General features: G+C 42.2%; 7 protein-coding genes. All 7 read right to left on the reverse strand.

Annotated features, from left to right (window positions below; all coding sequences use genetic code 11):
- Window positions 1–297: 297 nt before the first annotated feature.
- The 7 genes from rpsJ to IQ247_RS19770 all read right to left on the reverse strand — a co-directional run bounded on the left by rpsJ (window position 298) and on the right by IQ247_RS19770 (window position 6,965).
- Window positions 298–615: a 30S ribosomal protein S10 gene (rpsJ, locus tag IQ247_RS19740; RefSeq protein ID WP_015117212.1), complete on the reverse strand. Its 318-nt coding sequence runs from the start codon at window positions 613–615 to the stop codon at window positions 298–300.
- A gap of 199 nt (window positions 616–814) precedes the next feature.
- Window positions 815–2,044, reverse strand: a complete 1,230-nt coding sequence (tuf, locus tag IQ247_RS19745) for an elongation factor Tu (RefSeq protein ID WP_193922818.1) — start codon at window positions 2,042–2,044, stop codon at window positions 815–817.
- A 22-nt stretch (window positions 2,045–2,066) separates the two neighbouring features.
- Entirely contained in the window at window positions 2,067–4,145 is a 2,079-nt protein-coding gene (gene fusA, locus IQ247_RS19750) for an elongation factor G (protein ID WP_193922819.1), read from the reverse strand.
- A gap of 155 nt (window positions 4,146–4,300) precedes the next feature.
- Entirely contained in the window at window positions 4,301–4,771 is a 471-nt protein-coding gene (rpsG, locus tag IQ247_RS19755; protein WP_193922820.1) for a 30S ribosomal protein S7, read from the reverse strand.
- A gap of 585 nt (window positions 4,772–5,356) precedes the next feature.
- Window positions 5,357–5,734, reverse strand: a complete 378-nt coding sequence (gene rpsL / locus IQ247_RS19760; RefSeq protein ID WP_193922822.1) for a 30S ribosomal protein S12 — start codon at window positions 5,732–5,734, stop codon at window positions 5,357–5,359.
- Window positions 5,735–5,907: 173 nt separating this feature from the next.
- A complete protein-coding gene (locus tag IQ247_RS19765; protein WP_193922823.1) occupies window positions 5,908–6,243 on the reverse strand; it encodes a HesB/IscA family protein in 336 nt (111 codons plus the stop codon).
- A gap of 302 nt (window positions 6,244–6,545) precedes the next feature.
- Window positions 6,546–6,965, reverse strand: a complete 420-nt coding sequence (locus IQ247_RS19770; protein WP_193922825.1) for a phosphomannose isomerase type II C-terminal cupin domain — start codon at window positions 6,963–6,965, stop codon at window positions 6,546–6,548.
- Between the last annotated feature and the right edge of the window lie 314 nt (window positions 6,966–7,279).

Below are 7,279 nucleotides of genomic sequence, written 5' to 3' on the forward strand. Positions count from 1 at the left end.
TTTTTACTATACATAAAAGTATTTCTTTGTGGAAAAAACTCTATTTTCTTTATATTTTACCCTAAACTCGTTCCACCCTGTTGAACTCACGTTAATAAAAAGCCCTTAGAAAAATTTCCAAGGGTAACAAATATCTATTGACACGATGTATATTTTATGGATTATGATTTATCGATTAACAGCCAAGTATATAAGTCGGGTTTTGAGCAAAATTTGTAAGCGTGTTAGAGATACTCATTGTGAAAACCCAAGGAATGATCATTGGACTAGTTTCATCGAAATAACGTTGAATTGAAATTAAAGTTTGACTTCAATATCCACACCCGAAGGTAAATCCAGTTTCATCAAAGCGTCAATGGTTTTGGAGGAAGGTTGATAGATATCGATAATCCGGCGATGGGTACGGGTTTCAAAGTGTTCTCGCGAATCTTTATCTACGTGAGGAGAACGAAGTACGCAGTAAATGCGGCGTTTTGTAGGTAAAGGTATCGGACCAATGGCTGTTGCATTAGTACGATTTGCGGTATCAACTATTTTTTCGCAAGATGTATCGAGTAAGCGACGGTCAAAAGCTTTTAAACGAATTCTAATTTTCTGCTGCTGTAAAGTAGCCATTATTTCAGTTTTCCTGGTTCTGATTGTTTGTACGAGAAAGAAATGGAAATGTATATGAAATATATACGAACGCCGGCCAAAATCAAAAAATTACTTTCCGGATTCTGATTGTTTCTGTTTCCAATTTATTAAAACAGGTAAAAAAGCAGAGATGCATTATACCATCCCTGCTTGTTGTTCAATTAAAATTTATCATCAACTACTTGACGATTTTAGAAACTACCCCAGCACCGATAGTACGACCACCTTCGCGGATTGCAAAGCGCATTCCTTGTTCGATCGCGATCGGGCTGATTAATTCTACGTTCATTTTGATGCGGTCTCCAGGCATTACCATTTCCGCTTCACTACCATCATCGGCGGTAAAGGATTTGATTGAGCCTGTTACATCAGTGGTACGCACGTAGAATTGAGGACGATAACCGGAAAAGAATGGGGTTTTACGACCGCCTTCTTTTTCTGTTAAAACGTATACTTCGCCTTCAAATTCAGTATGAGGAGTAATGCTACCAGGCTTTGCTATTACCATGCCACGTTCGATATCCTCTTTCTGCATACCGCGTAGCAAAACTCCTGCATTATCTCCAGCCATACCTTCATCGAGACTCTTCTTAAACATCTCGATCCCAGTTACGGTGGTGGCGCGAGTATTTCTGATACCAACCAGTTCAACTTGGTCGCCAACTTTAACTTTTCCGCGTTCGATTCTACCAGTTGCGACAGTACCGCGACCTGTAATCGAAAATACATCTTCCACCGCCATCAAGAAGGGCTTATCTACAGCACGTTCGGGAGTAGGAATATAAGCATCTACTTGTTCCATTAATTCGTAGATTTTATCTACCCACGGATCTTCACCTTTCTTGGTGGTGGGGTTAGCAATCATTTTTTCCAACGCTTGCAAACCAGAACCTGAAACTACGGGAATTTCGTCGCCGGGGAAGTCGTAATCACTAAGAAGTTCGCGGACTTCCAACTCCACCAACTCCAATAATTCGTCATCATCCACCATGTCTTGTTTGTTCAAGAACACCACAAGGCTAGGTACACCAACCTGCTTTGCGAGCAGAATGTGTTCGCGGGTTTGAGGCATCGGACCGTCAGCAGCAGACACTACAAGAATTGCACCGTCCATTTGGGCTGCACCAGTGATCATGTTTTTCACGTAGTCAGCGTGTCCGGGACAGTCCACATGGGCGTAGTGACGACCTTCAGTCTCATACTCAACGTGAGCGGTATTAATGGTAATACCCCGTGCCTTTTCTTCAGGCGCGTTGTCAATATCATCATATTTCTTAGCCGTAGCCTGACCCAAGGCAGATAAAGTCACGGTGATAGCTGCTGTCAACGTGGTTTTACCGTGGTCAACGTGGCCAATAGTACCGATATTAACGTGTGGTTTATTTCTTTCAAATTTTGCGCGTGCCATGTATGCTCGTTTCCTTTTCTAACTATGCGTTCCCTTTGTTTTTCGCGATGATTGCCTCAGCCACGTTGCGAGGCACTTCTTCGTAGTTACTAAACTGCATCGAGAAGATACCCCGACCTTGGGTTTTTGACCGAATGTCAGTTGCGTAACCAAACATTTCTGCCAATGGCACTTTAGAAGTTACCTTGGCTAAGCTATCTTCGGACTCCATGCCTTCAATTTGACCACGACGAGAGTTGAGGTCGCCGATGACATCCCCAAGAAAATCTTCGGGTACTTCTACCTCAACTTTCATCATAGGTTCTAATAGCACTGGTGAAGCTTTGATTACAGCTTCTTTCATTGCTATTGAACCGGCAATTTTGAAAGCCATTTCCGAAGAATCTACATCATGATAAGACCCATCAACTAACGTTGCTTTAACGTCAATTAATGGATACCCAGCTATAATACCGGATTCGCAGGTTTCTTTCATTCCTTGTTCGGCAGGTCCAACATATTCTTTTGGTATCGAACCACCGACAATCTTAGAAACAAATTCAAAACCGCTTCCGGGTTCTCCTGGTTCCAAGTTGATCACTACGTGACCGTATTGACCTTTACCACCACTCTGACGGATGAATTTACCTTCAATTCCGTTAATGGATTTGCGGATTGTTTCCCGATAGGCAACCTGCGGCGCACCAACGTTAGCTTCCACCTTAAATTCTCGTAGCATCCGATCTACTAAAATTTCCAGGTGTAGTTCCCCCATCCCCGCAATCACTGTTTGATTGGTTTCAGGGTTAACGCTAACTCGGAAGGTTGGGTCTTCTTCCGAAAGTGATTGCAGTGCTTTGCCTAATTTCTCCATATCGTTTTGGGTTTTGGGTTCAACCGCTACAGATATTACTGATTCAGGAATATAAAGCGATTCCAGAATCACTGGAGAATCTTCATCACAAAGCGTGTCACCTGTCAAGGTATACTTCAAACCCACCGCAGCCCCCAAGTCTCCCGCAGATAGTTGTTCGACATCTTGTCGGTCATCTGCTTTCATCAACACCAAACGGGAAAGTCGTTCTTTTTTATCTTTGGTGGAGTTGTACACATAGCTGCCTTTTTTTAGCACGCCAGAGTAAACTCGAATAAACGTCAGACGACCGTAGGGGTCAGCCATAACTTTGAAAGCCAGAGCCGATAACGGAGCATGATCGTCAGCGTGCCTTTCAACGGTTTCACCGTTTGGTAGGGTGCCTTGAATTGGAGGTACTTCTAGTGGGGATGGCAGATAATCTACCACTGCATCAAGTAACAATTGTACGCCTTTATTTTTGAATGCCGAACCGCAAAGCATCGGCACCATAGTTCCAGCGATTGTACCTTTACGCAAGGCAAGACGAACTTCCTCTTCGGTCAAATCCTCACCCTCGAAATACTTGGTCATCAAGCTATCCGAGGTTTCTGCTACTGCTTCAATCAGTTTAGTTCGATATTCCGAAGCCAATTCCTGCATTTCGCCAGGAATATCCTGTTCCTCGATATCAGTGCCTTGGTCGTTGTTATAAACAAAAGCACGCATTTTTACCAAGTCAATAATGCCGCTAAATTCCCCTTCGTTACCAATTGGCAATTGTATGGGAATAGCATTAGCCCGCAGGCGATCGCGTGCTTGCTCGTAAACTCGATAAAAGTTTGCGCCCGTGCGATCCATCTTATTGACAAAAATGATTCTTGGCACCCGATAGCGGTCTGCTTGCCGCCAAACTGTCTCTGTCTGAGGCTGCACGCCGCCTACAGAACATAAAACCGTGATGACACCATCCAATACCCGCATCGAACGTTCAACTTCAATGGTGAAATCCACGTGACCAGGGGTATCAATAATGTTAATTTGATGTTCTTTCCAACTGGTACTAATTGCAGCAGCAGTAATCGTAATTCCCCGTTCCCGTTCTTGTGCCATCCAGTCGGTGACGGCAGTTCCCTCGTGAACTTCACCTATTTTGTGAATGATGCCGGAGTAAAACAGTATTCTTTCTGTTGTTGTTGTTTTACCCGCATCAATATGCGCTGCAATACCCATATTGCGCACTCTTTCTAGCGGGATGGTACGTGCCACGACTGCCTCCTATGATTTTCAACCTACAGATATTTTGATATATTACCAAAACGAGAAGTTTCTATACTATTAACCTAACTAAAACCGTTATATTTATAGCAATAAAGATGATATATTGCCGACCTAGGAAAGCAATATATCTATCTTCCTTCAACTTAGTAACGATAATGTGCAAAAGCTTTGTTTGCTTCTGCCATTCGGTGTGTTTCTTCCCGTTTGCGAATTGCGCTACCCGTTTCGTTTGACGCATCCATTAATTCGTTTGCTAGCTTGCTTGCCATTGTTCGACCCGGACGCTGACGGGAATACTGTACCAACCAACGCAGTGCGAGGGTTGTTCCTCTTTCCGAACGAACTTCCATTGGCACTTGGTAAGTGGCTCCACCAACTCGCCGAGCTTTTACTTCCACTAATGGAGTCAGATTGCGTATCGCTCTCTCAAACACTTCTGTAGGGTCGTTACCAGTTCTTTCTTCAATGATTTTCATTGCATCATAAACTATCCGCGCCGCAAGAGATTTCTTGCCATGACGCATGATTCGCCTGATTGTCATACTGATCAAGCGACTGTTGTAAACGGAATCAGGCGGGACTGCACGCCTTTGAATTACACCACGACGAGACATACTTAACCTTTAATTCAATTAGGGCAACTACACAGAAATACTTGGAATACTCCGGGCATTATATGGGATGTATTCCGATTTTTTTGACACCTGACTCTTTATTTCGCGACTTTTGTATGAAAGTGCTTTTATTATGGTCGTAGATCATCTAGAAATCGAGAAATACTAACTTCCTCATTCTAAGCAAACAATTGCGAAGAATCTAAAAACCGGAACTAATCAAAGTTAAACTCGCTGTTGCCGTGGACTTTCTCAACTTTATCAGTATACTGAGAACGCTTGTGAACTACCCTACCCCATGGCGGATGGGTCTTCCTGTCTCATTGGCAGATGCCATGTAATGTACTTACATTACTGCAAGTCCGACACTCAAGTCGGTGATGGTCTTACTCTCCCTCTCTGGTCTTGCGACCTTTATCTAGCAGGCTAGAACCCAGGCAGCCGCCTTACTTCGATACGGCAGTTTGATTGTTTTCTCGTACATTCCTGCGTGGCTGATCTTTTACCGCAGAGCGTAATCATGGGAACTGTAGTTAGACCGCGACCGATATAAATAATATGTATTCTGCGGTAATTGAACCACAATCACGATTCTTTCGGGCGCTTCGTTCCATACTTTGAACGACCTTGTTTGCGGTCTTTGACTCCGGCGGTATCTAAGGTTCCACGGATGATGTGGTATCTCACGCCCGGTAAGTCCTTTACCCTACCGCCACGAATCATTACAACTGAGTGTTCTTGCAAGTTATGACCAATTCCTGGAATATAGGCTGTTACCTCAAATCCAGAAGTCAATCTGACCCTTGCGACTTTTCTCAAAGCTGAGTTGGGTTTCTTAGGAGTTGTTGTGTAAACCCTGGTACAAACGCCCCGCCTTTGAGGGCATTGTTTCAGAGCCGGGGACTTTGTTTTCTGACGCGCTTTAAAGCGTTCGTTACGAATTAATTGCTGTATTGTTGGCATGAGTTACAGCACATCAAGCTGTTGTATTGTCTAACTTTTAACAAATCCTAATTATATCTCTTTTTCTAAAAGATTATGTAAATTTTTTTTGATATTTTTAGGTTTTTTTAATATATGGTGTTTTGGACATTAGGCATTGTGAACAAGAAAGTAGAAATTTTTACTGCTTAGTGTTAACTGTCCACTGAAAAAGAATTCCCGCAGCTGCAAACAGTACTTGCTAGGGAGTTGTAAAAGCGAAAACCTCCACCCATCAGGTCTTCTGAATATTCTATAGTTAAATCTTGAATATGTTCTAAGGTTTCGATCGAAACGACTATTTGAATATTGTGACTGATGAAAATGCGATCGCCATCTGTTAATGTGTGTCCGTCTTTGAAAGTCATATTGTAAAACCAACCGGAACAACCACCGGGTTTGACAGCCAAGCTAAATAGAAGGTTAGGCTGTTTCTGTTTTGATTTTAATCGCTGTATCTCGTCTGCTGCTGCTTGAGAAAGTTTAATCATGGAAAAACACAACAAAAAATTTAGGATTTTAAAGCCACAATTGATTATTTTAACGTGATTACACTGTCAAACATTTTTCATCAGCTCATTCGTCGAATTTTGACAATAAATATCCGTAAAATCACAAAACAATCATCAAAACCCGACTTCTTACCCCACGAAAAAGTACCGCACGGAAAATCTTAAGCCAAGAAGGGTAAGAAGTTTCCATGCGGGATTTAAAGGAAGAACACAATATATTTTTAAAATGAAAGTTATGACTCTGTTAAGAGTTGTTGGCTTTTAACAAGCTATCCCCGATTTTATTTTTCAGCGCGAGCATAATCGTCTTGATAACGCACAATATCGTCTTCTCCTAAATATTCCCCGTTTTGTACTTCAATTAATACTAAAGGAATTACACCAGGGTTTTCTAAGCGGTGCGTGGTGCATTGTGGAACGTAGGTGGACTGATTATTGCTCAACACTATTTCTTGTTCGCCACAGGTAACTTTAGCAGTTCCAGATACGACAATCCAGTGTTCGCTACGGTGATGGTGCATTTGTAAGCTCAAGCGATGTCCCGGCTTAACTTCAATACGCTTGATTTTATAGCCCCGTGCTTCTTCCAAAACCGTAAAAGAACCCCAAGGACGTAACTCAGTTGCAGCAACGCCTCTAGGAGTAACAGATGGGGGCCGTGTAAGCGCGCTTGATTCTACTGTTTCTTGGTATTGAGCCATAATTACCTCGTTTGAAGACATAAAAAAAATCCGCTAGTACTCTTAACTATTGTTGGAAAAAAGTAGCGTAATATTGCAACCGTAATTGTCTGCAATTGAGTCCACCTTAGCCAAACATACCAAAGTCAATTGTTACGGTGTAATCAACAAGTCGCAATAATGGTATGTTCACACAAAGTCTTCATCAATCATCAAGCTAGCTTTTCACAAGCTTTAAAAAGTTTTTAATTATTAGTCATTTATTTTGACTCATAAGTAAAAATACTAAACAACTAATACACGAAGTATTACTAAGTAGTTAAAGCGCATGGCAT

It is taken from the genome of Plectonema cf. radiosum LEGE 06105 (genome assembly GCF_015207665.1).
In the GTDB taxonomy this organism is placed as follows: domain Bacteria; phylum Cyanobacteriota; class Cyanobacteriia; order Cyanobacteriales; family Nostocaceae; genus Rivularia; species Rivularia radiosa_A.